This is a genomic window from Falsiroseomonas sp. (assembly GCF_051860665.1).
In the GTDB taxonomy this organism is placed as follows: domain Bacteria; phylum Pseudomonadota; class Alphaproteobacteria; order Acetobacterales; family Acetobacteraceae; genus Falsiroseomonas.
Map to the genome: position 1 here is coordinate 1 of NZ_JBHYDM010000021.1, position 22,708 is coordinate 22,708.

Here is a 22,708-nt window from a genome sequence, read left to right on the forward strand (position 1 = left end):
GCCGGGCCGGGCGCCGGCTGCGGGGTCGTGGCGGCCTGCTCGGCGGAGGGCGTCGGCGAGCCGGGGCCGGGCGGGTTGGCGCCGGGCGCGGCGAGCGATCCCGTGGCCGGGAGCGGCGGCGCGGGGCTCGGCGCGCCGCCGGGCGGGGTCTGCTCCGCGGAGGGTGCGGGGGCGGGCGCGGGGGAAAGGACCGGCGGCAGGCCAGCATCGGCCGGCCCGGGGGCCGGCGTGTGGGGCAGGGCCGGGGCCAGGCCGCTCGCCAGCGCCTCCGGCGGCGCCCCCGGCTCCGGCGGCGCATCCTCGGCGGGCGCGGCCTCGACGGGCATCGGCCCGGCCGGGGCTTCGGGCGCGAGGGCGGCCAGGGGGGCGGCCAGCGGGGCGGCCAGCGGGCCGGTCAGGAGCTGGGCGGCGAGCAGGAGCGAATCCGCCGGCGCGGCGGCGCCCTCGGGCCGCGTCGCCTCCACCAGCTCCGCGCCCGGCTCAGCGACCGGCAGCGCCGGGGCCCCCGGCGCCGGGGCGGCCTCGCCTTCGCCGGCCGCCACGGCGCGCAGCAGCAGGTTGGCGAAGCCATCCGGGGCGCCCGATGGCGCGCCGGGGGCCGAACCCGATGCGGGGCCAGGCTGGGACGCGGCAGGGGCGGCGGGCCTGAGGGCGGGCAAGGGGTCCATGGTCGCGGGCTCGGCTCCGATGGGGCGCGCCTGGCACGCCGCTCCGCCCGGCCAGGGCAAGGCCCATGCCAGCCCCGAGGCGGCGGTTGCGGCCGCCGCGCCCGGCAGGCCGCGCCCCTCCCCCGGCAGGAAATGCCCTGCCCCGGCAGGACCCGCCGGGCGCGGGGGGCGCAACCGCCACCCGGGGGCTGGCACGCCGGTTGCGTGAGGACCCCCGAACACCGCCACGCCGGATATTCGGGAGATCCAGACCATGTCGCTGCTCGGCTCCATGACCACCGCGATCAGCGGCCTTTCCGCCCAGTCCAGGGCGCTGGGTCATGTCTCGGACAATGTCGCCAATAGCCAGACCGTCGGCTTCAAGCGGGTCGACACCAACTTCACCAGCTGGCTGACGCGCAGCAACCTGCGGCTGCACATGCCGGGTTCGGTGGAGGCGCGCCCGGACTATACCAATACCGTCCAGGGCACGGTGGAGCAGGTGGAGAATCCGCTGGCCATGGCGATCGCCGGCCAGGGCTTCTTCTCCGTCGCCCAGGCGCGCGGCGGCCAGGGCGACAGCGTGGTCTTCGACGACCGCCAGTTCTTCACCCGCGCCGGCGATTTCGCCATGGATCGCGACGGCTACATGGTGAACGGCGCCGGCTACTACCTGGAAGGCTGGGAGATCCAGCAGAACGGGGAGCCGGACCGCACCACGCTGGGCCCGATCCGGATCAGCGAGCTGGTCTACAACCCGCAGCCCACCTCGACCATCGACCTGGCGGCGAACCTGCCGGCGAATGTCGCCACCGTCACCACCGTGCCGGGCGCCGCCCCCTGGGCGCCGGCGGAGGATCCGGTCAGCAGCGTCATCCAGATCTTCGACGACCTCGGCAACCAGCAGCAGGTGACGCTGGACTGGTGGCGGCTGGATGTGGACACCTGGCGGCTGCGCATTACGCCGGATGGCGATACGCTGAACCCGGTGGACGGCTATTTCGCGGATATCGACTTCGGCGGCCAGATCGCCGCCGGCCCGCCGGCGGTGGATGCGCCCGCCGGCACCATCTCCGCCATCACGCCGCTGAGCGCCACCACGGGCACCACCCCGGCGCCGCTGGTGGCGGGCGATCCCGCCTTCCTCGGCTTCACGGTGGACTACGGCTTCGGCAACCAGACCATCGAGCTCGGCCTCGGCGGCTACGGCATCCCGACCGGCCTGACCAGCTATTCCGGCACCGAGTATTCGGTGCGCGACCTGAGCCAGGACGGCGTGCCGCTGGGCTCCTTCTCCGGCGTGACGGTGCGCGAGAATGGCGATGTCGCGGTGAACTACGACAATGGCCAGACGCGCATCGTGGCGCGCGTGCCGGTGGTCGCCTTCAACGACCCGGACAAGCTGCAGCGCCTGGACGGCCAGGCCTTCATGCGCACGGTCGAGAGCGGCGAGGCGCGGGTGACGGATGCGGCGACGAATGGCGTGGGCAAGCTGGTCACCGGCTCCATCGAACGCTCCAACGTCGATATCGCGGCGGAATTCTCCAAGCTGATCCTGGCGCAGCGCGCCTATACCTCGAACACCCGCATCGTGACCGCGGCGGATGAGATGCTGCAGGACACGATCAACATGAAGCGGTGAGGCAACATGAAGCGGTGAGGCAACATGAAGCGGTGAGCAGAAGGGCAGGGTAGCGCGCCATGGGTCTCGACCTCGCCTTGTCCGTCGCCACCAGCGGCCTCCGGCTGCTGGACCGCCAGATGGCGCGCGCGGCGGACGACATCGCCAATGCCGGCACGCTGGGCCATACGCGCAAGACGCTGGAGGGCGATTCCCTCACCGTCGCCGGCAACGGCCAGGGCGTGCGGGCGCGCGTCGTGGCGCGCGACGTCGACCTCGCGGTGCAGGCGGCGCAGCAGCGCGCCGGCGGCGATGCGGCCGCCGCCGGGCTGCGCGAGCGCCTGCTGGGCGGCATCGAGGCGGCGCATGGCTCGCCCGAGAATGGCGACAGCCTGGGCGGGCTGATCACCAGCCTGCAATCCAGCTTCATCGAGCTGCGCGAGGCGCCGGCCGACCCGGTGCGGCGCAATGCCGTGGTGACGGAGGCGGAGAACCTGGCCGCGCGGCTGAACGGCATCTCGGATGCCATCGGCACGGCGCGGCAGGGCGCGCAGGACGCGCTGCGGGCGGAGGTGGCGGCGGTGAATGCCGGCCTGTCCGACGTCGCCCGGCTGAACACCGAGATCCGTGGCGAACTGGCCGCCGGCCGCAGCATCGCGGCGCTGGAGGATGAGCGGGACCTGGCGATCGGCCAGCTGGCCCAGTCGATCGACCTCTCCGTCATCCGCTCCGAGACCGGCGGGGTGACGCTGGTGGCGCGTGGCGGCGTGGTGCTGCCGCTGGTCGAGGGCAGCACCCCCTTCTCCCTGGCCGATGCGACGGTCGGCACCGGCGCCTTCCATGGCGGCGCCGGCACCCTGCCGGGGGTGATGCTGAACAACCGCGACGTGACGCGGCAACTGGCCGGCGGGCGCATGGGCGCGGCGGCGGAGTTGCGCGACGCGACCCTGCCGCGGATGCAGGCGGAGGCCGACCTGGCCGCGGCGCAGCTGGCCTATCGGCTGGAGGGGCAGGGCCTGCGCCTGTTCACCGATGCCGCCGCCACCGTGCCGGACCCGACGGTGGCCTATGCCGGCAGCGCCATGATCGGCTTCGCCGGCACCATCCGGGTGAACCCGCTGGTGGCCGCCGATCCCACCCTGCTGCGCGACGGCACCCATGCGGTGGCGGGCGACCCGGCCGGCCCCAGCGCCTTCACGCCCAACCCCGTGGGCGGCCCTTCCGGCTTCGAGACGCTGCTGGACCGCGTGCTGGATTTCAGCTTCGGCGCGGAGCAATCGGCCGGCGTGGCGCAGCCCGGCTTCGCCACCACCGGGCTTGGCCCGGATGGCACCCTTTCCTCCCCGCTCTCGGGCCTGCGCACGCTGGCCGATTACGGCGCGGCGCTGGTGGCCGAGCAATCCGGCGCCCGCGCCGCCGCCACCGAGGCCGGCGGTCGCGCCAGCAGCCTGGAGGAGCTGCTGGCCGGCCGCTTCGCCGAACGCTCCGGCGTCGATGTGGATGCCGAGGTGGCGGCGATGGTGCAGCTGCAGACCGCCTATGGCGTCAATGCGCGGGTGATTTCCACCATCCAGTCGATGTGGGACGCGCTGTTCAGCGCGGTCCGCTAGAGCCGCTTCACCGACAGCGAAGACGGCGAAACGGCCCTAGCTTATTGTTTGAACGGAGCGACCAGCCATGTCGATCATCGGCAGCATCGGCAATCTCGCGGTGGACCAGGCGGCGCTGCGGGCGCGGCTCGATACCGCCTCGCGCCAGGTCTCCACCGGGCAGAAGGCGGAGGTCTTCGGCGACCTGAAGCCGGAGGCGCGGCGCGCCATCGACCTGCGCGCCGAGGTGGCGCGGCGCGAGGCCTATTCCAATGCGGCGGACCGCGCCCTGGCGCGCGCCGGCGCGGCGCAGACCGTGCTGAGCCGGCTGCACGACATCGCGGCCACGGTGGGCGCGCAGGCGCTGCGGTCGAAGACCATGTCCTCGACCAGCGCGGAGAACCTGGCCCGCACCGCGACCGCGGCGCTGGAGGAGGTGGCGGCGCTGCTGAACACGCGGCATGGCGGGGAATACCTCTTCTCCGGTTCGGATGTGGATGCGCCGCCGGTGCCGGATGCGGCCGATATCGTCACCAGCCCGATGGCCACCGCCATCGCCACCTCCGTCGCCACGCTGGATGCGACCAATGCCGCGACGGTGCTGGCGGATACGGTGACGGCGGCGACCGATGCCGCGACCACGCCCTTCTCCGCCTTCCTCGAAGGCGCCGGGCTGACCGAGGCGACGCGCGCGGTGCAGCTGGCGGATGGCGAGCGGGTGGCGATCGGCGTCTTCGCCAATCGCGACCATGACGGGGAGGTGACGGCCAGCTGGGGCCGCGAATTGCTGCGCAACCTGGCGGTGCTGGCGGCGACCACCCCGGCCCAGGCGGCGGAGGGCGGCGGCTGGTCCGACCTGATGGACGGCGTCGCCAGCGCCATCGGCGAGGCCGCCAGCAGCCTGGCCACCGAACAGGCCATGCTGGGGGCGGCGGAGCTGCGCATCGGCACCACCCGCGACCGCCACCAGGATACGATGGTGGCGCTGCGCACCCAGCTGGGTTCGGTGGAGGAGGTGGACCTGGCCCAGGCCTCGGCCGAACTCAGCCAGCTGAAATCGCGGCTGGAGGCGAGCTACGAGGCCACCGGCATGCTCTCCCGCCTCTCCCTGGCGCAGCTGCTGCGCTGATCGCCGGGCGCAACGCGCCCTTCAACCCTGATTAATGCCGATGCCGCATGATGCGGTTGCGTGGTGCGGACCAGGATGGGACGGGGCCGGACCACGCAGCCTCGTAGGAACGAGCCCGTGGCGCAGGCCGCGTGGTGGCGAAAGATTCGCGACGGTCGGCATTCGCCGGCACCCCGGCCTGGCGGGCCCGCTACCCCGCCGCCACGCCGACAGACTTGGGAGAGTGGCATGTCCACGTTGGTGCTCGAGATGCGGGCCGGCGAGTTGATGGTGGTGAACGGCGCCTCGCTGCGCTTCCGCAGCCGGACGCGGGTCGAGCTGGTGGCGAAGGCGCGCTTCCTGTTCGGCAAGCAGGTGATGTCGCCGGAGATGGCGAATACGCCCTCGCGCCGGATCTATTTCGCGCTGCAATGCGCCTATGTCGGGCCGGAGGAGGAGCGCGAGGCGGCGATGGCCGATGCGCACCGCCTGGTGGCCGAGTTCCAGGAGGCGACGACCTCCGACATGGCGCGCCAGCTGCTGGAGCGTTCGCTGGCGCTGGCCGAGCAGGATGAATGGTACCAGGCGCTGCGCCTGGTGCGCCATGTGATGCGGCACGAGGCGACGGTGCTGGGCCTGGATGTGCAGACCGGCCTGCCGGTCGCGCTGCCGGGCCAGGTCGCGGCCGCCGGCGCCGCGGCGGCGATCCGGCCGCATCTCGACTAGTTTTTCTGCCGCCAGGGGCCCGGCTTTACGCCGGATTCACACCCAGGCGGCAGGATACGGAGGAAGGCCGGACAAGCGTCGGGCCTGCAACCGAGGGAGAGGGCGCCACCGCGGCGCCGCTTCGCCGGTCCCGTGGACGGGAGGCAAAATGTCGCCCCGCACGCGGAACGCCTTTCGAAGGAGATGGGGACGATGTCCTCCGTCAACACCAATGCCGCCGCCATGGCGGCCATCCGCTCGCTGAACAATATCGGCAAGGACATGGGCAAGACCCAGCAGCGGATCGAGACCAACCTGCGCATCAGCAAGGCGGATGACGACCCCGCCGTCTTCGCCATCGCGCAGAACATGCGCGCCGACCTGAACGGCATGACGGCGGTGAAGGACAGCCTGAAGTTCGGCAAGTCCGCGCTGGCCGTGGCGCGCGACGCCGCGACGCAGATCTCCGACGAGCTGGGCCGCCTGAAGCAGACCATGACCCAGGGCCAGCAGCAGGGCCTGGATGCGGAGCAGATCAACAACCAGATCACCAATGCGCTGCAGAACATCGACGCCTTCGCCAATTCCGCCACCTTCAACGGCGTGAACCTGCTGGTGAACGGCCTGACCGTGGAAGGCGTGACCAATACCTCGGTCGACATCGTCCGCGACATCCAGGGCTCCGTCACCGCGGTGGTCGGCACCGACAGCACCTCGGCCGGCCTCGACCTGACCGGCCTGTCGGTCACCTCCGCCGCCCGCACCGTCACCTTCGACGACACGCTGGCGCCGGCGAATGGCGAGATCCTGACCGTCACCGTGCAGCGCGACCTGGATGAGGACCCGACCACGGCGCTGGAAGACGTGGAGCTGGTGTTCGAGTTCAGCGACGGCACCGCCGCGCTGGGCACCACGCCGGACCCGGATACCCGTGTGTATGACGTGCAGTTCGAGGCGACGGACAGCCCGCTGACCCGCGTGACCGCGCTGATCACGCGCATGAAGGAAGCGGGCCTCGATGCCGGCCTGAATGCGGATGGCGAGCTCTACATCCGCGGCAATTCGCAGGATGTGACGACCGACATCACCGGCGCCACGGTGGAAGCCGCCCCGGCGGCCGGCACCGGCCAGGACGAGGCGATTGCCCTCGTCGAGGGTGCGATCGACCTGATGGGTACGCGGCTGGCCAATCTCGGCGCCAATATCCGCCAGGTCGATGGCCTGACGACCTTCACCACGCAGCTGAACGACTCGATCAAGGAAGGCCTCGGCGCGCTCGTCGATGCCGACCTGGCGGAGGAAAGCGCGCGGCTGACCAGCCTGCAGACCAAGCAGCAGCTGGCCACGCAGTCGCTCTCCATCGCCAATGAGCAGAGCCAGTCGCTGCTGTCGCTGTTCCGATAAGCCTGACGCGGGCGCCCGGGCCGTAAGGCCTGGGCGCCCGCACCCTTTTCCGCGCCGGAGGATCCATGAGCGTCTCGCGTTACGCCGCCACCCAGAACGCCGTCGCCTCCCCCCGCGAAATCGAATTGCGCGCCTTCCGCTACGTCAACGGGCTGCTGGCCGCCGCCACCAATCTGCGCGGCCGCGCCGTGGCGCTGGAGAAGACGCACCGCATGTGGTCGATCCTGATCAACGACCTCGGCTCGCCCGGCAACAAGCTGCCGGCGGAGCTGCGCGGCCGGCTGATCTCGCTCGGCCTCTGGGCGCAGAAGGAAACCGACCTGCGGCTGGACGATGGCGGCAGCCTGGAGCCGCTGATGGCGCTGCACCGCGACATGATCGAGGCGCTGGAGGCGCAGCGCGGCGCCGCGCAGCCCGCCTTGCCCAGCGCCCCCGTCCTGGCCTTCACCAGTCGGGTCGCCTGACATGCTGCCCGGCCTCGGCGCGCTGACCGCATTCGCTGTCGCGCAGCGCGAGGGGGGCAATCTGCAATCCCGCTTCACCGCCCGCCGCGACAACGAGGCGGCGATGACCCGCTTCCGCGAGGCCGCGAACCAGCACCAGGACGTGGAATCCCTGCTGCAGGACCGCCGCACGCTGGGCGTGATGCTGGAGGCCTTCCAGCTGGAGGGCGAGATCAACAAGCGCGGCATCCTGCGCAAGATCCTGACCGAGGACCCGGCCGCCGAGGGCAGCCTGGCCAACAAGCTGACCGACCGCCGCTGGCGCGAGATGGCCCGCGCCTTCGCGCAGCGCGAGGCCTCCACCCAGACGGCGACCGAGATCGCGGCGCTGAGCACCACCGCGATCGGCGAATTGTCGCTCGCCCGCATGGCGGGGCTGAGCTCGGAGCAGGTGCGCGCGCTGACCACCGCGCAGATGCGCGCGCTGGATGCGACGCAGGTCGCTGCCATCGGCAGCAGCGAGATCGCGGCGCTGGACCTGGCGGATCTGCGCGCGCTGGATGCGGGCCAGGTCGCGGCGCTGCGGCCCTCCCAGGTGGCCGCGCTGGGCACGGCGCAGCTGGCCGCCATCGATGCGGCGGATTTCGCGCAGCTCGGCGTGGCGCAGCTGCGCGCGCTGGCCACCACGCAGATGGCGGCGCTCGCGACCAGCCAGCTCGCGGCGCTCGGCACGGAACAGCTGGCCGCCCTCTCCGCCGGCCAGGCGCGGGCGCTTGGCGATGCGCAGCGCGCCGCGCTCGGCACCGCGCAGCTGCGCGCGCTCGCCACCTCGGGCCCGCCCACGGCGGCGGAGGAAGCGGCGGCCGCGGCGCTCGAGACGCGCCGGCCCTTCGCCGATGCGGCGCTGCTGGATCGCGTCGTGTCGGGGACGATGACCAATCGCTACGAGAAGGCGATGGGCGATGGCAATGCCGGGCTGCGGGAGGCGCTGTACTTCGTGCGCAATGCCTCCAAGATCACCTCGATCACGGAGCTGATGACGGACAAGGCGATGACCACCGTCGTGCGCGGCGCGCTGGGCCTGCCGGAGAGTTTCGGGGTGCTGGACTTCGACCAGCAGAAGGCGCTGCTGACGGCGCGCGTGAAACTGGAATCGCTGCAGGATCCGAAGGAAGTGGCGAAGCTGGCGCAGCGCTACCTGGCGCTCTCGGCGCCCGCGCAATCCGCCTCGAACCCGGTGCTCGCCCTGTTCAGCGGCGGCGGCTCGCTCAACAGCCTGATCGGCGGCCTCTCGCTCAAGGCCTGACGCGTCCCGCCAGGGAAACCCGTGGAAGGACAGACCCGGCCCGGCCGGGGTGGTGCCGCGCGGCGCTTCGCGGCCCTACTGGCCGCGCGCGCATCGCCTTCAGCGGCTGACGTCGAGTTCCGGATCCGGCGCGGGCAGCGGCGGGTTGCGATAGGCATCGATCTCCTTCGGCGTCGGGATGGATTGCCGCACCTCTCCATCCGGCGCGCGGAATTCCACCACCACCAGCTGCAGCGCCGTCTCGATGCGGAGCTGGGTGGAGGGGGCGGGCGCCTGCGGCGGCGGGCTTGCGGGGGGCGGATTCCGCGGCGGGTCGGCGGCGGGCCTCACGGCGGCGACCGGAAGGGTGGCACTCAGCATGGCGAGAGACTCCTGCCTAGATATAAGACAACGCCTCATCTAACGGGATATTCCTTGAGGAAGCGTGAATCCCGCTTCGTCGGAAAATGTCCCGTCGCGGGTTTGACCGGTGCGGCCCGGCGGCGGATGCTGTGCCGCACAAGATTCGGTCCCGTGACGCAAAGCCCCTCCCCCTCCACCCCCTCTTCTCCCCCATCGGATCCCCCGCGCCTTGCGGCCTATCTGCTCACGGCGGTGGTCGCGACGGCGGGCGGGGCACTCGCCTGGCTGCTGCATGTCCCGCTGCCCTGGATGCTGGGCGCCATGGCCGCGACCGGCGCCCTGGCCTGGCACGATCGCGCCGCCGTCGCCGCCCCGGTGCGGCCGGTGGCGCTGCTGATGCTGGGCCTCGGCCTGGGGCAGACCTTCACCACGCCGGTACTGGCGGCCCTGGCCACGGCGCTGCCCTGGCTGCTGGCGGCGGCGGTCATCAGCATCGTCGTCGGCGCGCTGGTGGCGCGATTCTTCGCCCGCATGGCGGGCACGGATCCGCGCACCGGCTACTTCTCCGCCGTGCCCGGCGGCGTCATCGTCATGGCGGTGCTGGCGCAGCGGGCCGGGGTTTCCGTGCCGGCGGTGACGCTGGCGCAGACCATCCGCGTGATGGTGGTGGTGGTGATCTTCCCGCCGCTGATCACCTGGCTGGCGCCGCGCGGCGGGGCCGGCGCCTTCTTCGCCGAACGCCCGCCGGTGGAGCTGGCGGGGCTGGCCGTGCTGATGGCCGCCGGCCTGGCGGTGGCGCTGGGGATCCGGATGCTGAAGCTGGCCAATCCCTGGATGCTCGGCCCCTGCGCGCTGGTCATCGTGCTCTCGGCCTTCGAGATGCTGCCCTCCGGCGTGCCGCTCTGGATGATCGATGCGGCGCAGGTCGGCATGGGGGCAGGGCTCGGCCAGCGGATGAGCAAGCGCTTCCTGCTGACCTCCCGCCGCCTGGCCCTGGCCTCGGTGGGCTCGACCATCCTGCTCTCGGCGCTGATGGCGGCGCTCGGCATCGGGCTCGGCCTGGTCTCCGGCCTGCCGCCGGCGGCGGTGGTGCTCGGCATGGCGCCGGGCGGGATGCCGGAGATGACCATCACGGCCAAGGCGCTGGACCTGGCCGTGCCGCTGGTGCTCGGCTTCCACCTGGTCCGCACGGTGGCCTGCAACCTGCTGGTGGGGCCGGTCTGGAAGCTGGCGGAGCGGCTGGGGCTGGACCGGTAGGGTTCAGGCCGCCTGGAAGCCCAGCCGGCGCAGCAGCCACAGCCGATAGGCCAGCGCCACATCGGGCGCCGGGCACAGGGTGGTCAGCAGCGCCGTGGCCTCGGCCGGGCCGATGCGCCGCGTGCCGGCTTCCGGCGCATCCGGCGCCTCCTCCGGCCAGGTCTGCGCCGCGCCGCGCCACAGCGCCACGACATTGGCCGAGGTCAGGGCGGGCAGCACCAGGATGGCGCGCGCCCGCAAGGCCGCACCGCAGGCGCGCGCCGCCTCCAGCAGATCGGCGCGGGCGGGGTCGGGCAGCACTTCACCCAGCGCCGGCACGCCGGGCAGCGCGGCGTCGCGGGCATGGCCGGCGGCATCGAAGGCGAAGCGCGGCGCCAGGCCGAGCTCCGCCGCGCGGCGCTCCGCCGCCGTGCCCGAGAGCACCACCCCATCCGCCGCGCCCTGGGCCACCGCCGCTTCCGTCATCGCCTGGCGCTGCGTCGCATCCGCAGCCGGGCAGAAGACCGGCACGGCGGCCTGGCCGAGCAGTTCCAGCGCCAGCAGCGCCCCGGCTTCGGGCGCGGCGGCGGCGGGGATCGCGATGCGCAGCGGGCCAGCCGGCGTGGCGGGGCGGCGCAGCGCCAGCAGGCTGGGCTGCAGGCTGCCGCAGATGGCGGGCCAGTGGCGCGGCTCGAAGCGGGCGCGGCTGTCTCCCACCAGCTGCGCCTGGGCGGCGAGCCCCGGCAGAAGCAGCAGCATCTGCCCGTCACGGACCGAGGAGGAGGCGAAGCGATTGGCCGCGGTGATGCCATCCGGCCCGCCGAGGACGGAAACCCGCAGGGCGGCGGCCTGCACCAGGCCGCGGGCCAGCGCCGCGGCGGCGCGGCCGGCGAGCCGGGCGGCGGTGCCCTCCTCCGGCCCCGGCGCCAGCAGCGTGGCGGCTTCCGGTACCTGCGCCAGGGGGCTGCGCGTTGGACATGCCAAGGCCGCGAGGGCCGATGCCGCCAGCAGGCGGACGGCGTCTCGCCGGGTCGGGTTGTTCTGTCCCATCCCTCCGGCCTCCATGTCGGGTGTCACCTAGCCGCCCGAATGGGGCGGAATCGTGGCAGAGGCGCCACGCCCCGGGCGATGCTCAACTGTCGTAGGTGACCAGGGATTCGAAGGGCACGTCGATGCGCGAGCGGCCGCCCAGGAAGCTCAGCTCGATCAGCGTGGCGGCGCAGGGCACTTCCGCGCCGGCCTGGCGCAGCAGCGAAATGCCGGCGGCCAGCGTGCCGCCGGTGGCCAGCAGGTCGTCCAGCACCACCACGCGCTGTCCCTTCTCCACCGCATCGGCCTGCATCTCGATGCGGTCGGTGCCGTATTCCAGCGCGTAGTTCAGGCCGATGGTGAGGCCCGGCAGCTTGCGCGGCTTGCGCAGCATGACGAAGCCCAGGCCGAGCTCCAGCGCCAGCGGCGCCGCCACCAGGAAGCCGCGGCTTTCGATGCCGGCCAGCACATCCGGCTTGTGCGGGCGGATGAGATCGGCCAGGCGGCCCATGGCGGTGCGCCAGGCGGCGGCGTGCCGCAGCAGGGTCGAGATGTCGTAGAACAGGATGCCCGGCTTCGGGAAATCCGGGATGCCGCGGATATGGTCCTTGAGGTCGATGCCGGGATCGACGGCGAGTCGGGCGGTCTGGGTGTCAGCCATGAGGCGGGTCGGATGCTCCTGCCGCGACGCCGCGCGCCGGCCGCCCCCTGGGCCGGGCCGCACTGGCGTGCGCGGGCGGAAGCTACGCCGGGGCGGGCGGGCGCCGCAACCTTTGGGGCGCCGGCCGGGGGCTTGGCGGGGCGCCGGGCCTGGGCCACATGCGCGGCATGTCCCGCACTCCCCTCGCCCTGATCGGCGGCCTTCTCGGCTTCGTCCTGTATGTGATGGCGGTGGTGGCGCTGGCCGACCATGTGCTGGGCCTGCACTGGCTGGTGCAATTCGCCTATTTCACGGTGGCCGGCATCGCCTGGGCCTGGCCGGCGAAGTGGCTGATGTTCTGGGCCGCGCGCGGGCGGGGCTGAGGCGCGCGCATGAAAAAGGCGGCGCCCCCGATGGGGACGCCGCCCGAAGACCTGTGCCGCGGTTCAGAAGGGGCGGCTGAGGGTGAAGGTCACGCGGTTGTCGCAGATCTTGGAGCCGCCGAAGCAGTCGGCGCGCTGATCGAGCGTGGTGAAGACGCCGGAGAGCGTGCCGATGACGCCGCCGATGATCTCGCGCGAGACGAAGACGGAGTAGTTGGCATAGTCCTCGGCGCCGAAGGCGCCCTCGCTGCGGCCGGGGCGGGCGAAATTGCGCTCCACCCACTGGTAGCCAACGCGGCCGCCGATGGTGAAGCCGTAGTCCAGCGTCATGTCGAAGCCGCCTTCGAGATAGATGCCGGTGCCGGATTCGCCGGTGAAGTCCGGCGAATAGGCGGCGAGGCCGACGAACTTCACCGGCGCGATCTCGTAGCTCGCGCGCAGCAGGAACTCGTAATAGTTCAGCTCGAAGCCGCCGGTCGGCGCGTCGTAGCCCGGATAGGCATAGTAGGTGGCGCCGAGATCCAGCTTCACGCCGGCCAGCTCGAAGCGATAGCCGCCGGAGAGGTCGACCTCCTGCCGCGCATTGGTGCCGGCGAAGGCGACGTTGCTGACGAAGGCGCCGACATAGAGGCCGGAGGTATGCTCGACATCCACCGTCACCTGGGCGGTCGGGCGGTTCCGGGTCTGGCTGAGGCCGCGGAACATATAGTCGGAGCCGATCAGGGGGGTGGTGAGGATGGTCAGGCCGGCGGACTCGATGGTCTGCTGGGCCTGAACTGCACCCGAAGAAAGCACCATGCCACCAATCAGGGCAGCCGTGGCAAGCTTCAGAGATCGAATCATGGGCAATCCTCGCGGTTGGCTAGCGGCTGCGTGATTTATAAGCAGTAGCAGGCTGCCGCCCCCGAGAAAGGGCTTTCAGCGGCGTTTCGTATATTCGCCGTCCCCTGTTGCAACTTTGCATCGCACAAGGATCCGCCCGGACACCCGGCTTCGGCCCGGCAACGCCCCGCCAGGCTGCGCGCAAGAAAAAACCCCCTGGTTTCCCAGGGGGTTGCGCCGCTTCCAATTGGTCGGAGTGAGAGGATTCGAACCTCCGGCCCCTGCGTCCCGAACACAGTGCTCTACCAGGCTGAGCTACACTCCGGCGGGTCACGGCGAGGCGCGGGGTATAGCGAAGCCCCCGCCGCCCGGCAAGCGGGGGGTCGCCGGCAGCCGGAGGCGATCGCCGATTTTTCGCGAATGGCGGCGGAAAGGCACCCGCCGGCGCTGGCCAGGGCGCCGCCAGCCGCCTTCCAGGAGCCCTCAAGATGACCCAGAGCGACATTGCGGCGAATTATGCAACTTGCAGGAGATCATGCGGTCATCCGCCGATGATCTCGAAAGTGGGCCGGATGGGCATGAAGAAATGGTATCTTCAGTAATGTAATTTGCCCCGTTGCGTCATGCGCGCCCCCGTCGCAGGCTGCGCGCCCCCGACTGCCACCCTGGAGACGCTGCCATGGCCCATCCCCCGGGCAACCCGACGCCGAGGCCCGCGGGCCCGCGCCGGACCCTCGGCGGCGCCGCGTGAGCGCGCTGGTGGCCGGGCTTGCCGCCCTCGGGGGGCTCTGCCTGCTGGGTGCCGCCTGGGAAGGCTGGGCCGCCGCACGGGACCGGCGGCGCCTGGCCCGCCAGGGCAGCTTCGTGCAACTGGGCGAGACGCTGGTGCACGCCGCGCTGCAGGGCCGCCGCCGCAGCATCGACCAGCCGGTGGTGGTCATGGATGGCGGGCTGACCAATGGCAGCCTGGCCTGGCCCGCCGTGGTGCGGGCGCTGGGGCCGGATTGGCTGGTGGTGACCTTCGACCGCGCCGGCCATCTGTGGAGCACCCCGGCCGAGGGGCCGCGCGATGTCGAGGCGAACCTGGCCGATCAGCGCGCCCTGCTCGCCGCGCTGCATCTGGCGCCGCCCTGGCTGCTGGTGGCGCATTCCTATTCCGGCCATATCGCCCGCCTGCATGCGGCGCGGCACCCTGGGGACGTGGCCGGGCTGGTGCTGGTGGAAACCATCCCGGCGCCGCTGGCCGCCAGCGTGGTGGAGTCCGGCTTCGCCCGCAGCCTGTGGTGGAAGCTGCCGGCCGCCCGCCTCGGGCTGTGGCGCCTGTGGCGGCTGCGGCAAGGCCTCTCGCCCTTGCCCGCCAGCGTGGCGCCGGAGACCATGGCGGCAGCCTGGACGCGGCTTTCGCAGTCGCACCAGGATCTCAGTGCGACCCGGGCCGAGCTGGCCAGCTTCGCCACCGATACGCGGGCGGTGGAGGCCATGCCCCCGCCGCCGCAGCCCTGCATCGTGCTGGCCTCCACCCACGGCGCGGTGGCCGTGCCGAAGGGGCTGACGGAGGCGGAGGCACATGCCCGGGCGCTGGCGGCGCAGCGTGACCTGGCCGCCAGCCTGCCGCGCGGCGCCCTGCGCGTGACCGCCGGCTCGGATCACGAAATTCCCTGGCAGCAGCCGGAGCTGGTGGCCGAGGCGATCCGCGAGGTCGCGGCGGCCGCGGCACAGGGGCCGGCGCACGGCTGACACGCCCAGGGGGCGCAATCCGCGGTGGCCATGCTATATCCGCCCCATGCCGCGCCGCCTTTCCTTCCTGCTCGGGCCGCTCCTGCTGGGGCTGGCCCTGCCCATGCCGGCCCCGGCGATGGAAAGCGCCGCCATCCGCTCGCCCCGTGCCACCGCGACGCTGCTGGCCGATAGCGCGGCGGTGGCGCCCGGACAGGTCCTGCAGCTGGGGCTGCGGCTGCGGCTCGCGCCCGGCTGGCACAGCTACTGGCGCAATGCCGGCGATGCCGGCGCGGCGCCGGAGCTGACGCTGGACCTGCCGGAGGGCGCCAGCGCCGGGCCGATCGCCTGGCCGGCGCCGGAGCGCATCCCCTACGGTCCGCTGGTCAATTATGGCTATACCGGAGAGGTGCTGCTGCCGGTGCCGGTGACGCTGCCGGCCAGCCTCGCCCCTGGCGAGGTGCTGACGCTCCGCGCCGAGGCCAATTGGCTGGTCTGTGCCGATGTCTGCATCCCGGAAGAGGGCACCTTCAGCCTGACCCTGCCGGTGGCCGAGGCCGCGGCCCCCTCCCCCCTCGCCGCCCCGCTCTTCGAGGCTGCGGCCGCCGCCCTGCCGCGGCCGCTGCCCTGGCCGGTGCGCGCCGGGGGCGGCGCTGGCCGGGCGAGCCTGACGCTGGAGGGCACGGGCCTGACCCCCACGGCGCTGCAGAGTGCCTTCTTCTTTCCGGCCGAGCCGGGGCTGCTGGACAATACGGCGCCGCAGCCGATGACGCTGCGCGACGGCCGCCTGACGCTCGGCCTGACCCTTCAGCCCGATGCGGTGCCGGCGGCGCTGGAAGGCACGCTGGTGCTGCACGACGGCGGCGGCCAGCGCGCCGCCTTCGAGATCTCGGCGCCGCTGGCCGGCCCGGCCGAAGCGGCCACCGCCCTGCCGCTGTGGCAGGCGCTGCTGCTGGCGCTGGCGGGCGGGCTGATCCTGAACCTGATGCCTTGCGTGTTCCCGGTGCTGGCCATGAAGGCCATGGCGCTGGCGCGCCTCGGCGGCGCGGCGCGGGGCGAGATCCGCTGGCATGCCGCCGCCTATACCGCCGGGGTGCTGGTGAGCTTCGGCGCCATCGGCGGGCTGCTGGTGGCGCTGCGCGCGGCCGGCATGGCGGTGGGCTGGGGCTTCCAGTTCACCGAACCCGCCTTCGTCGCCGCCATGGCCTGGCTGGTACTGGCGGTGGGGCTGAACCTTTCGGGCGTCTTCGTCATGGGCCGCGCGGTGGGGGCCGGGCAGGGCCTGGCGGGGCGGGGCGGGGCGCTGGGCGCCTTCGCCACGGGCGGGCTGGCCGTGCTGCTGGCAACCCCCTGCACGGCGCCCTTCATGGCGGCGGCCCTCGGCGCGGCGCTGGTGATGCCGCCGGCGGCGACCATGGCGGTGTTCCTCGCGCTCGGGCTGGGACTTGCGGCGCCCTATGCCTTGCTCGGCCTGGCGCCCGCCCTGGCCCGTGCCCTGCCGCGGCCGGGCGCCTGGATGGAGCGGCTGCGCCAGGCGCTGGCCTTCCCCATGTATGCGACCGCCGCCTGGCTGGTCTGGGTGCTGGCACTGCAGGCGGGGCCGGATGGGGTGCTGCTGGGCCTGGCCGGCGCGGTGGTGCTGGCCGCCGGGTTCTGGGGGCTCGGCCTGGCGCAGCGCGCCGGCGCCGGCCGCGGCCGCATCGCCGGGGTGACGGCCGCGGGCCTGGCCGTGCTGGTGGCCCTCGCCCTGCTGCCGCGCCTTTCCGCCGCGCCGGCCGTGGCGGCGGTGGCCGATGCCCAGGCCGAGCCCTGGTCCGCCGCCCGCCTGGCGGAGCTGCGCGCCGCCGGGCGGCCGGTCTTCGTCAATGCGACGGCGGCCTGGTGCATCACCTGCCAGGTGAATGACCGCGTGGCCCTGCGCGCGGCGGCTGTGCAGGATGCCTTCGCGGCGCGGAACGTGGCCTATCTCAAGGCGGATTGGACGCGCGGCGACCCCGCGATCGGCGCCATGCTGCGCGAACAGGGGCGCGAGGGCGTGCCGCTCTACCTGTTCTGGGCCCCGGGCGCCGCGGCGCCGGTGGTGCTGCCGCAGATCCTGACCGAGACGCTGGTGCTGGAGGCGCTGCGCGGCGGCTGAGGCCGGCACGCGTCAAGACCCGGTTCACCCGGCGCGGCGCAGGATGGCCGCCATGCGCCCGATCCTGCTGCTCCTGCTCGCCCTTCTGGCCTCCCCGCCGCTGCGGGCGGAGGAATCGCCGGCCTGCACCGAGGCGCGGGAGGGGATCGCAGCCTGCATCGCCGGCAAGCTGTGCACCTGCCGCTTCATCCCCGGCGGCAGCATGACTGGCCGGCCGGACCGGATCGGCTGGGATTGCGGCATCCTGCGCCCGGCCTGCGGGCCGGGTCTGGTGCCGCCTGCCGCGACGCCGGCCCTGCCGGACCTGCTGGCACCCAGCCTGCTGCCGCCCAGCTTGCTGTTGCCGAACCTTCCGCCCAGCGGCCCCTGGCAATCCGGCCCGGCGCAGCCGGAGCCACGCCGTTCACCGGGCCTGCGCTGAGTCAGACGCCGGCTTCAGCGGCGGCCGCGGGCCGGGGCGGTGGGGGCGGAGGCGGGGGGCAGGTCTTCCTCCAGCACCGTCAGCATCACGGAGTAGGACACCTCCCCCTCCTCGTCGTCGCGATGCACCGTGCCGATCACCTCATCCTGCACCGAGACCTCGACCGAGAGGCCGGGCCTGGCGGGGGCGAGCAGGGTGATACGGTCCGTGGCCAGCAGGCGACGCAGATAAGCCTGCACGCGTGCGATGTCGGATGGCTTCATCCGTGGGGAACTCCAGTCGGAAAGGGGCGCCCCCTATGCACCGCGAAGGGGCGCAGGTCGAGGCGTCAGGGCGCGCCGCCGGTCATCTTCGCGAAGACCTGGCGGTCGCGGTTGTCCTGCATCAGCATGGTGAAGCCGGTGATGCTGTCCAGGCCGAGGCCGATGGGCAGGCCGGTCTCGGGGTCCGGCTGGATGGCGCCATAGGCGGCGCCGGTCATCTTTTCCCACTTCCCGGCCGGCTTCTTCACCTCGACATGCGCCACGGTCGCCTTCAGCACCAGGCGCACGATCGCCTCCTTCGGCGCGCGGGGCTTGGTGAGGCTGGGGTGGCCGGCGATCATCTGCCAGCCACTGGCCAGCGCCCAGCGGGTGAGTTCATCCTTGTCCATGCCGCACATTCCTTGCCCTGTCGGGCCCGGCTATGGGCCTCCCGGGGGCCGGCTGGCAACCGCGGCGGCGGCCGCGCGCGCAAAATGCGCCCTGCCGGCGGGGGATGGGGTTGCGGCGGGCGGGGGGTCTGGTAGATAGCCCGCCTTGCGCGGGACGGGTGGCCGAGTGGTCGATGGCGCACGCCTGGAAAGTGTGTATACGTGAAAGCGTATCGTGGGTTCGAATCCCACCCCGTCCGCCAGACCCTTTTCCTAGACATCCCTGATCGTCACGCCAAACCACCAGAATTGTTGCCTATCGGGCGCTTTTGGCCTTAGTTTTCCCTCCGCAGTTTCCTGTTCGTTCCCGGCCAAGCCCGTGAAATTTCGGGCCACTGACCGGGCCACGGATCGGAAAAACCGGGCCACGGAGGGATGGCATGCTGACGGACCGGGAAATCCGCGCTCTCACGCCGCGCGACAAGCCGTACAAGGTACGGGACGGACAGGGGCTGGTGCTGGTTGTGATGCCCAGCGGCAGCCGGCTCTGGAACTACCGGTACGAGATCGCCGGCAAGGAAAAGAAGCTGTCGATCGGACAGTATCCGGAGATCTCCCTGGCCGAGGCGCGCAAGGCCCGCGACGTGGCCCGGGAGCAGCTTCGGGCGGGCCGGGACCCGAGCGTGGAAAAGCGGGTCCAGCGACTTGCTGCCCTGGCTTCCCTCGGCACCACCTTCGAGGTCATCGCCCGCGCTTGGCACGAAGAACAAAAGGCGCGCTGGACCGCGACACATGCCGCCGATGTCCTGAGCAGCCTCGAGACATCGGTGTTCCCGTCCCTCGGCCGCCTGCCCCTCAGCGAGATCACGCCGCCGCTGGTGCTGGTGGTGCTGCGCGATGTGGAGCGCCGCGGCGCCATCGAGACGGCCCATCGGATCCGGCAGCGGATCAGCGCCGTGTTTCAGCATGCCGTCGCTCATGGATGGACCAGTTCGGATCCGGCTGCCCAGGTTCAGCGCCTGCTGAAACCGGTTCAGCGCGGACGCCAGCCTGCGATCACCGACGTGGACCGCCTGCGGCAGATGCTGCGCGATGCCGAGGCAACGCCGTCGCAGCCGGTGACCAAGCTCGCGCTGCGTTTCCTCGCCCTGACGGTGGTGCGGCCCGGCGACGAATTGCTGGGCGCCTATCTGCAGGAGATCGAGGACCTGGAGGGCCCGGCGCCCATGTGGCACGTGCCGGCCGCCCGCATGAAGGTGAAGAGCGCCGGCGACCATTTGGTTCCGCTGGCGCCTCAGGCGGTCGACGTGGTGCGAAGCCTGCGCCGCTTCATCGGACCCAGCGGCCTGCTATTCCCTACCGCGCGCACGACGCGCCGCGCGATCAGCAACAACGCCATCGGCTATCTGCTGAACCGTGCCGGCTATCACGGCCAGCACGTCCCGCATGGATGGCGCGCGGCCTTCTCCACCATCATGAACGAGCGCCACCGCGCCGATCGCGCGGTCATCGATCTGATGCTGGCGCATACGCCGAAGGACAAGGTGGAAGCGGCCTATAATCGCGCTCGTCATCTGGAGCGCCGGCGCGAACTGGCGGAAGAATGGGCCAACCTGCTGCTGGATGGCCTGCCCTCCGCCAGCGCGCTGACGGAGGGGCCGCGGCGCCCGCTCAAGCGCCGTGATGCGTCTTCCGAGGCCGCCCCCGCGGCGAGCCCTCCCGAGCGCCCTCGCCGCGCAGCATAGGCGTCACCGGCGGCCGCGCGGCCTTCCATGCCTGGATCTCGGAGAGGACCCACCGCACCACGCCCCCTCCCAGGCTGCGTGGCAGGGGAAAGGTGCCGGCATCCATGCGCCGGTAGATGGTGGACCGGCCCAGGCCGACCTCAGCCTCGACGCGCGAGATCCCGATCCAGGGATCGACGGGCGGGAGGAGCGGCGCTTCCGGCGGAGCCTCGGCCGCCGCCGCATGTTCGATCATTCGCTTAGCCATCGAGGTGCCTCCGATCGGCCGCACGCAGCGGCGCCTTCGCCTCAGCCAGCAGCAGCGCGGCCCTGGCCAGGGCCACGCCATGGGGGTGCAGCGCGACCAGGTTCTCGAGCATCCGGGCGCAGAACAGGGCGAAGTCGGCGGAGCTCGGCGTAACCTGGCCGGCCGCCCGGTCGACGGCAACGATCAGCGCGAGCGTCACCTCGTCCCTGGCCTGCATCAGCACGCTCTTCAGGGTGCAAGGCGCGCAGGTGAGATGGTCGCCGGTGCAGTCCAGCACCGGCTCTTTGTTCAGTGGCTGCAGTAGGACAAACAGATCGGTCACATTCACCGCGGGGATCCTTCGGCATCGAGAGGGTGGAGAGGATGGCCGTCGGCGAGCAGCGCCGCGGCTAGGGCTTCGCGCAGATGCCGCGGCAGGCGCAGCAGGCCGGGCAGCATCTGCCGTGCCTCGACGAGGCCCCGGCTGCCGGCATAGGCGGCCAGCTGCTGGTGGGTGGAGCGCGGCCGGCGCGGAAAGCTGGCGTCGTGCTGATGTGCGAAGGCGATGGCCAGGGCCCATTCGCAGGCGCTCGGCGTGGCTGCTTCGGGCGTCGAGCGTTCATCCATGGCGCACCGCCTCCAGCAGGTCGGGCCTGCCGCGCTTCTTCCTCCGGCGGAGCAGGTGATGCTCCCGGTCCCAGGCCAGATGACAGCGCTGGCACATGGCGCGGAGGTTCTCGTCGCCGCTCTGCTCCGGCTGGTGATTCAGGTGGCCGACCGTCAGCACCACCATGCTGCCGGTGATGGGGTGCGGCTGGCCCTGCTGCGCCTCGCAGCGGGCACCGTCCTGGACGGTCTCGCAGCGCCAGCCAGCTCGGTCACGGCGGATGCGCAGAGAGATCTCCGGCCAGTTCTTGGGGTAGCGGCTGCGCTCCTCAGCGGCGATGGGCACCGACGCCTCCACCAGCCGGCCGCGACGCCGGCGAAGCGCCTTCGACACGCGGCACGATGATGGCCAGCGGCGCGCGGCCCTTCGCCGCGGCACGCCGCGCCTTGCGGATGATGCGCTGCCAGGTCCGGCGCTCGGGGCTGGCCTCGTCGGCCCGCTGCACCACGTGGTAGCCCCCGAATTCCAGGACACCGCGGATCGAGGCGCAGGCCTTGCTGTGGTCGTGGCCGCCGTTGCCGGCGACCATGACGTGGATCTCGCGCAGCTTGCTCATGCGCGCCCTCCCCGCACGACGGTGAACGGGCGGCGCTGCTCCGCCTGCGCGGCCAGCTGCGGCAGCCAGTGCCGGGGCACGGTCGCCTGCTGGATGCGCGCCGGCGGAAACACAGGGCTTCGCGTGTCCCGGCAGGGCAGGACGAGCTCGAGGCGGCAGGCGAGGAGAGCTTCCTCGGTCAGCTCCGCGAGGATCTCCATGCGATCACCGGCGCAGTCCTGCGCCTGCTGCAGGGCGGCCACCATGCGCTGCCCCACCTGCCGCAGTGGCGCAGCCGCCTCGCCCGTCAGGTCGAGCAGGCGGTTGACGCGATCCGCAATGGTGTCGAGCGCGGCCGCCAGGTGCTCCGGCTGGTGCAGCGCGATCTCGCGCGCACGATGCAGCGCGGCCAGAAGAGTTTGCCCGATCATGCCGGCCACACCCCGCGCTGCATCCGCAGCGCCATGACGCGCAGCATCCTCTCGACGCCCAGCGTCTGGATCCCCCCGAAGGCGGCCAGGACGCCCGCGGCCTTTTCGAGCGTGGCGGGCGGGAGCGCTGGATCCTGCGGCCGCGGAAGCGGCTGGCCCGCGAAGGCAGGAGCGATCTCCCGCATGACTTCCGCCAGTTGCCGGAAGTCACGGCGGAACCACGGCAGCAGCAGATAGGAGTTGGACGCCTCCTCGGCCATGTCGGCCACCTGGAGCAAAGCGTCCGAGGTCACCTCATCGCGTGCCAAGGCGCGCTGCAGGTGGCGTGCGGCCAGAGGAGACAGCCGGCCGCGGCCAGCCAGTCGCGTCAGGAAAGGATCGACTGCCGGGGGCGATGTGGAGTCAGGACTGCAGCCGGTTGGCGCAGGTCCTCGGGGATGAGGATGTGCGTGAGGCGCGAGAAAGGGCACGGATCCACCTCCAGCGCCGCGGGATGCGGCGTGGGGAGAATGTGCGATTATCGCACCATCAGATCAAGCTAAAATGTGCCGATTTGGCACAATCATGCCTTGCGGGCCTTCGGCAGCCTCTCCGCCATATCCGCCAGGGCTCGCAGCGCCCCCTCATCCAGATCACGGATCGCGGTCATGATCCGGTGCATTTCGCGCGCGCGCTCGGCCTCCTCGGGAGGGGCGGCAAGCTCCGCGGGGGTTATGCCGTAAACCTCTGCAATCCTGGCAAAAGTTGCGTCATCCACCCTCAATTGACCCTTTTCATAGCGGCCAATCGTAGTGTGATCCGTTCTCAATTCGTTCGCAAGACGGGATTGCGTCCAGTTGAGCTTTTTGCGCCAGGCCAAGAGGTAAGGGCGATTGCTTGTCATGGTGCGAGAGGCGCACGGACGTAACCGCCTGTCTGCGGCGT

The 22,708-nt window shown here is 72.1% G+C and carries 27 protein-coding genes, 2 tRNA genes and 1 pseudogene; 14 read left to right on the plus strand and 16 right to left on the minus strand.

Annotated elements, in window-relative coordinates; all coding sequences use genetic code 11:
* Window positions 1-668 (minus strand): annotated as a pseudogene (locus ACTIF1_RS18535) (hypothetical protein); the annotation flags it as partial.
* A 253-nt stretch (window positions 669-921) separates the two neighbouring features.
* Between ACTIF1_RS18535 and ACTIF1_RS18540 the strand changes: the two are divergent.
* From ACTIF1_RS18540 to ACTIF1_RS18570, 7 genes are all read left to right on the plus strand, one after another.
* Window positions 922-2,289 carry a flagellar hook protein FlgE gene (locus ACTIF1_RS18540; RefSeq protein ID WP_439597940.1) on the plus strand — a complete coding sequence of 456 codons (1,368 nt, stop codon included), beginning with the start codon at window positions 922-924 and terminating at the stop codon, window positions 2,287-2,289.
* 59 nt (window positions 2,290-2,348) lie between these two features.
* On the plus strand, window positions 2,349-3,878 hold the full coding sequence (locus tag ACTIF1_RS18545; protein WP_439597941.1) for a flagellar hook-associated protein FlgK: 1,530 nt from the start codon (window positions 2,349-2,351) through the stop codon (window positions 3,876-3,878).
* A 67-nt stretch (window positions 3,879-3,945) separates the two neighbouring features.
* Complete coding sequence (locus ACTIF1_RS18550) at window positions 3,946-4,986, plus strand: flagellin (RefSeq protein WP_439597942.1); 1,041 nt, start codon at window positions 3,946-3,948, stop codon at window positions 4,984-4,986.
* A 228-nt stretch (window positions 4,987-5,214) separates the two neighbouring features.
* Window positions 5,215-5,691, plus strand: coding sequence for a flagellar biosynthesis repressor FlbT (locus tag ACTIF1_RS18555; RefSeq protein ID WP_439597943.1), 477 nt, complete (start codon window positions 5,215-5,217; stop codon window positions 5,689-5,691).
* 192 nt (window positions 5,692-5,883) lie between these two features.
* On the plus strand, window positions 5,884-7,074 hold the full coding sequence (locus tag ACTIF1_RS18560) for a flagellin N-terminal helical domain-containing protein (RefSeq protein ID WP_439597944.1): 1,191 nt from the start codon (window positions 5,884-5,886) through the stop codon (window positions 7,072-7,074).
* A 65-nt stretch (window positions 7,075-7,139) separates the two neighbouring features.
* On the plus strand, window positions 7,140-7,538 hold the full coding sequence (locus ACTIF1_RS18565) for a flagellar biosynthesis regulator FlaF (RefSeq protein ID WP_439597945.1): 399 nt from the start codon (window positions 7,140-7,142) through the stop codon (window positions 7,536-7,538).
* A 1-nt stretch (window position 7,539) separates the two neighbouring features.
* Window positions 7,540-8,823, plus strand: a complete 1,284-nt coding sequence (locus ACTIF1_RS18570; RefSeq protein ID WP_439597946.1) for a DUF1217 domain-containing protein — start codon at window positions 7,540-7,542, stop codon at window positions 8,821-8,823.
* Window positions 8,824-8,922: 99 nt separating this feature from the next.
* Here ACTIF1_RS18570 and ACTIF1_RS18575 read toward each other — a convergent pair whose 3' ends face one another.
* On the minus strand, window positions 8,923-9,183 hold the full coding sequence (locus tag ACTIF1_RS18575; protein WP_439597947.1) for a hypothetical protein: 261 nt from the start codon (window positions 9,181-9,183) through the stop codon (window positions 8,923-8,925).
* Between the two features lie 234 nt (window positions 9,184-9,417).
* Here ACTIF1_RS18575 and ACTIF1_RS18580 point away from each other — a divergent pair, with 234 nt between their 5' ends.
* Window positions 9,418-10,422: an AbrB family transcriptional regulator gene (locus ACTIF1_RS18580; protein ID WP_439597948.1), complete on the plus strand. Its 1,005-nt coding sequence runs from the start codon at window positions 9,418-9,420 to the stop codon at window positions 10,420-10,422.
* Window positions 10,423-10,425: 3 nt separating this feature from the next.
* On the opposite strand, the gene ACTIF1_RS18585 is transcribed toward ACTIF1_RS18580, so the two are convergent.
* Entirely contained in the window at window positions 10,426-11,451 is a 1,026-nt protein-coding gene (locus ACTIF1_RS18585; RefSeq protein WP_439597949.1) for a hypothetical protein, read from the minus strand.
* 82 nt (window positions 11,452-11,533) lie between these two features.
* Window positions 11,534-12,049, minus strand: coding sequence for an adenine phosphoribosyltransferase (locus tag ACTIF1_RS18590; protein WP_439598022.1), 516 nt, complete (start codon window positions 12,047-12,049; stop codon window positions 11,534-11,536).
* 209 nt (window positions 12,050-12,258) lie between these two features.
* On the opposite strand from ACTIF1_RS18590, the gene ACTIF1_RS18595 reads away from it, so the two are divergent.
* Complete coding sequence (locus ACTIF1_RS18595; protein WP_439597950.1) at window positions 12,259-12,453, plus strand: DUF2842 domain-containing protein; 195 nt, start codon at window positions 12,259-12,261, stop codon at window positions 12,451-12,453.
* A gap of 63 nt (window positions 12,454-12,516) precedes the next feature.
* Here ACTIF1_RS18595 and ACTIF1_RS18600 read toward each other — a convergent pair whose 3' ends face one another.
* A complete protein-coding gene (locus ACTIF1_RS18600) occupies window positions 12,517-13,296 on the minus strand; it encodes a TorF family putative porin (RefSeq protein ID WP_439597951.1) in 780 nt (259 codons plus the stop codon).
* A gap of 227 nt (window positions 13,297-13,523) precedes the next feature.
* Window positions 13,524-13,600 (minus strand) — tRNA-Pro (locus tag ACTIF1_RS18605).
* 422 nt (window positions 13,601-14,022) lie between these two features.
* On the opposite strand from ACTIF1_RS18605, the gene ACTIF1_RS18610 reads away from it, so the two are divergent.
* From ACTIF1_RS18610 to ACTIF1_RS18620, 3 genes are read left to right on the plus strand one after another with little or no spacing between them, the layout of a single operon-like run.
* A complete protein-coding gene (locus ACTIF1_RS18610) occupies window positions 14,023-15,012 on the plus strand; it encodes an alpha/beta fold hydrolase (RefSeq protein WP_439597952.1) in 990 nt (329 codons plus the stop codon).
* 46 nt (window positions 15,013-15,058) lie between these two features.
* The gene (locus ACTIF1_RS18615) at window positions 15,059-17,128 is read left to right on the plus strand and encodes a protein-disulfide reductase DsbD family protein (protein WP_439597953.1); all 2,070 of its coding nucleotides are present in this window, start codon (window positions 15,059-15,061) and stop codon (window positions 17,126-17,128) included.
* A gap of 52 nt (window positions 17,129-17,180) precedes the next feature.
* Window positions 17,181-17,549 (plus strand): hypothetical protein, encoded by a 369-nt coding sequence (locus ACTIF1_RS18620; protein WP_439597954.1) that lies wholly within the window; start codon window positions 17,181-17,183, stop codon window positions 17,547-17,549.
* Window positions 17,550-17,563: 14 nt separating this feature from the next.
* On the opposite strand, the gene ACTIF1_RS18625 is transcribed toward ACTIF1_RS18620, so the two are convergent.
* Both ACTIF1_RS18625 and ACTIF1_RS18630 read right to left on the minus strand, forming a co-directional pair.
* Window positions 17,564-17,812: a DUF3126 family protein gene (locus tag ACTIF1_RS18625; RefSeq protein ID WP_439597955.1), complete on the minus strand. Its 249-nt coding sequence runs from the start codon at window positions 17,810-17,812 to the stop codon at window positions 17,564-17,566.
* Window positions 17,813-17,877: 65 nt separating this feature from the next.
* Complete coding sequence (locus ACTIF1_RS18630; protein ID WP_439597956.1) at window positions 17,878-18,201, minus strand: hypothetical protein; 324 nt, start codon at window positions 18,199-18,201, stop codon at window positions 17,878-17,880.
* Between the two features lie 152 nt (window positions 18,202-18,353).
* On the opposite strand from ACTIF1_RS18630, the gene ACTIF1_RS18635 reads away from it, so the two are divergent.
* Window positions 18,354-18,443, plus strand: a tRNA-Ser gene (locus ACTIF1_RS18635).
* 177 nt (window positions 18,444-18,620) lie between these two features.
* Window positions 18,621-19,925: a tyrosine-type recombinase/integrase gene (locus tag ACTIF1_RS18640; protein ID WP_439597957.1), complete on the plus strand. Its 1,305-nt coding sequence runs from the start codon at window positions 18,621-18,623 to the stop codon at window positions 19,923-19,925.
* Here ACTIF1_RS18640 and ACTIF1_RS18645 read toward each other — a convergent pair.
* The 8 genes from ACTIF1_RS18645 to ACTIF1_RS18680 form a co-directional block, all read right to left on the minus strand.
* The gene (locus ACTIF1_RS18645; RefSeq protein ID WP_439597958.1) at window positions 19,852-20,253 is read right to left on the minus strand and encodes a helix-turn-helix transcriptional regulator; all 402 of its coding nucleotides are present in this window, start codon (window positions 20,251-20,253) and stop codon (window positions 19,852-19,854) included. The two genes, ACTIF1_RS18640 and ACTIF1_RS18645, sit on opposite strands and share 74 nt — an antisense overlap.
* Window positions 20,165-20,500, minus strand: coding sequence for a hypothetical protein (locus ACTIF1_RS18650; protein ID WP_439597959.1), 336 nt, complete (start codon window positions 20,498-20,500; stop codon window positions 20,165-20,167). The genes ACTIF1_RS18645 and ACTIF1_RS18650 overlap by 89 nt, the downstream gene beginning before the upstream one ends.
* Complete coding sequence (locus ACTIF1_RS18655) at window positions 20,497-20,778, minus strand: hypothetical protein (protein ID WP_439597960.1); 282 nt, start codon at window positions 20,776-20,778, stop codon at window positions 20,497-20,499. Before ACTIF1_RS18655 ends, ACTIF1_RS18650 begins: the two co-directional genes overlap by 4 nt.
* On the minus strand, window positions 20,771-21,103 hold the full coding sequence (locus ACTIF1_RS18660) for a hypothetical protein (RefSeq protein ID WP_439597961.1): 333 nt from the start codon (window positions 21,101-21,103) through the stop codon (window positions 20,771-20,773). Before ACTIF1_RS18660 ends, ACTIF1_RS18655 begins: the two co-directional genes overlap by 8 nt.
* A complete protein-coding gene (locus ACTIF1_RS18665) occupies window positions 21,087-21,374 on the minus strand; it encodes a hypothetical protein (RefSeq protein ID WP_439597962.1) in 288 nt (95 codons plus the stop codon). Before ACTIF1_RS18665 ends, ACTIF1_RS18660 begins: the two co-directional genes overlap by 17 nt.
* Window positions 21,371-21,793 carry a hypothetical protein gene (locus ACTIF1_RS18670; protein ID WP_439597963.1) on the minus strand — a complete coding sequence of 141 codons (423 nt, stop codon included), beginning with the start codon at window positions 21,791-21,793 and terminating at the stop codon, window positions 21,371-21,373. The genes ACTIF1_RS18665 and ACTIF1_RS18670 overlap by 4 nt, the downstream gene beginning before the upstream one ends.
* On the minus strand, window positions 21,781-22,092 hold the full coding sequence (locus ACTIF1_RS18675) for a hypothetical protein (RefSeq protein WP_439597964.1): 312 nt from the start codon (window positions 22,090-22,092) through the stop codon (window positions 21,781-21,783). The genes ACTIF1_RS18670 and ACTIF1_RS18675 overlap by 13 nt, the downstream gene beginning before the upstream one ends.
* A 254-nt stretch (window positions 22,093-22,346) precedes the next feature.
* Window positions 22,347-22,667: a helix-turn-helix domain-containing protein gene (locus tag ACTIF1_RS18680; RefSeq protein WP_439597965.1), complete on the minus strand. Its 321-nt coding sequence runs from the start codon at window positions 22,665-22,667 to the stop codon at window positions 22,347-22,349.
* Window positions 22,668-22,708: the final 41 nt, after the last annotated feature.